We start from the raw sequence: 2,165 nt of genomic DNA on the forward strand, positions 1-2,165 counted from the left end.
CTGTTGTGGCGATGCTGGCGGTGTGGAAGGCCGGGGGTGCGTTTTTGCCGGTTGATCCGGTTCAGCCTGCTGAGCGGATCGGGTTCATGCTGGCTGACAGTCGTGCGGTGTTGGTGCTGGGTGTGAGTGAGGTGCTGGATGAGCTGCCGGCCGGTCGGGTGCGGATGGTCGCCCTCGATGACGCGCTGGTGCGGGTACAGCTGTCGATGCTGGAGGAGTCTCCGCTTGAGGTGGCGGCGCTTCCGGACGCGTTGGCCTATGTCATGTACACCTCCGGCTCGTCCGGTAGGCCGAAGGGTGTGGCGGTCACGCATGGCGGTCTGGCCACTTATGTGGGCTGGGCGGTGCGGGCGTATGAGACGGATGGTGGGGCTCCGGTGCATTCGTCGCTGGGGTTCGACCTGACGGTGACGAGTGTGTGGGTGCCGCTGGTGGCCGGGGCTCCGGTGCGGATGAGCGTCGAAGGCGGCGCGGAAGGCTTGGCGGCCCTGCTGAGCGAGCACTCCTTCGGCCTGGTCAAGGTGGTGCCCGGGCATCTGGCGCTGCTGAGCGAGCTGGTGCCGGCGGAGGTGCTCGCCGATGCCGCCAGAACCTGGGTCGTGGGTGGCGAGGCGCTGGGCGGCGCGGACGTCCGCCGGCTGCTGGAACGGGCGCCGAACGCGGTGCTGGTCAACGAATACGGGCCGACGGAGACGGTGGTGGGCTGCTGCACCTTCGAGGTGCGGGCAGGCGACGAGGTCGAGGACCGGGTGCCGGTGGGCCGTCCGTCGCCGGGGACGCGGCTGTTCGTGCTGGACAGCAGGTTGGAGCCGGTGCCGGCCGGCGTGGCGGGGGAGCTTTACGTCGCCGGCGACCAGGTCGCCCGAGGCTACGTGGGCCGTCCTGGGCTGACCGCCGTGCGGTTCGTCGCGTGTCCGTTCGGTGGGCGGATGTACCGGACCGGGGACGTGGCGCGGTGGCGGGCCGATGGGGTGCTGGAGTTCCTCGGACGGGCCGACGAGCAGGTGAAGATCCTCGGCTACCGCATCGAACCCGGCGAGGTGGAGAGCGTGCTGGCCGCGCATCCGCTGGTGCAGCAGGCGGCGGTGATCGCGCGCGGGGACGATGCGGGCGAGGTACGGCTGGTCGCCTACGTGGTGGGGGCCGATGCCGAGCCGGACCAGGTGCGGGCTTGGGCCGGGCAGCGGCTGCCGGAGTACATGGTGCCCGCGGCCGTGGTGGTGCTGCCCGCGCTGCCGTTGACCGCCAACGGGAAGCTGGATCGCCGGGCGTTGCCCGCGCCCGAGCATGTGGCCGTCGCCGGTCGTGAGCCTGCCACTGAGCAGGAGGTGGTGTTGTGCGGGTTGTTCGCCGAGGTGCTGGGTGTGTCCGGCGTGGGGGTGGATGACGACTTCTTCGCGCTGGGCGGGCACTCGCTGCTGGCGGTGCGGCTGGTGAGCCGGATCAGGGCGGTGCTGGGCGTGGAGGTGGAGATCCGGACGCTGTTCGAGGCGTCCACGGTGGCCGCGCTGGCGGAGCGGTTGGCGGAGGCGGGTGAGGCTCGGCCTGCGCTGATGGCGTGGGTGCGGCCTGAGCGGGTGCCGTTGTCGTTCGCGCAGCGCCGGTTGTGGTTCATTCAGCAGTTGGAGGGGCCGAGTGCGACGTACAACATTCCGACGTCGCTGCGTCTGAGCGGTGAGGTGGATCGATACGCGCTGGGTGCGGCGTTGCGGGATGTGATCGGCCGGCATGAGGCGCTGCGCACGGTGTTCCCGACCGTGAACGGTGAGCCGTACCAGCGCGTTCTCGGCATGGACGAGCTGGAGTGGGAGCTGCAGGTCGTCGAGGTCGCGCCGGAGGAGGTTCAGGACGAAGTGGCGCGGGCGTTCGCGCACACCTTCGATCTGGCGTCCGAGGTGCCGATCGCGGCGTGGCTGTTCGTCACCGGCCCGGATGAGCAGGTGCTGACGGTCGTGACGCATCACATCGCCGCCGACGGCATGTCGATGAGGCCGCTCGCGAACGACCTGTCCCTCGCCTACGCCGCCAGGTGCCGGAGCCGCGCGCCGCAATGGCAGCCGCTGCCGGTGCAGTACGCCGACTACGCCTTGTGGCAGCGGGAGCTGCTGGGCGCGGAGGACGAGCCGGGCAGTGTGCTGGCGCGGCAGATCGGGTTCTGGCGGGAG

At 70.7% G+C, this 2,165-nt stretch carries 1 protein-coding gene; it reads left to right on the plus strand.

Going from position 1 to position 2,165, the window contains the following annotated elements; all coding sequences use genetic code 11:
* On the plus strand, positions 1-2,165 hold a 2,165-nt coding region (locus tag ACFFR3_RS00005; RefSeq protein ID WP_379482380.1), incomplete at both ends, for a non-ribosomal peptide synthetase.

Source organism: Nonomuraea salmonea, from assembly GCF_042428605.1.
GTDB classification, from domain to species: domain Bacteria; phylum Actinomycetota; class Actinomycetes; order Streptosporangiales; family Streptosporangiaceae; genus Nonomuraea; species Nonomuraea salmonea.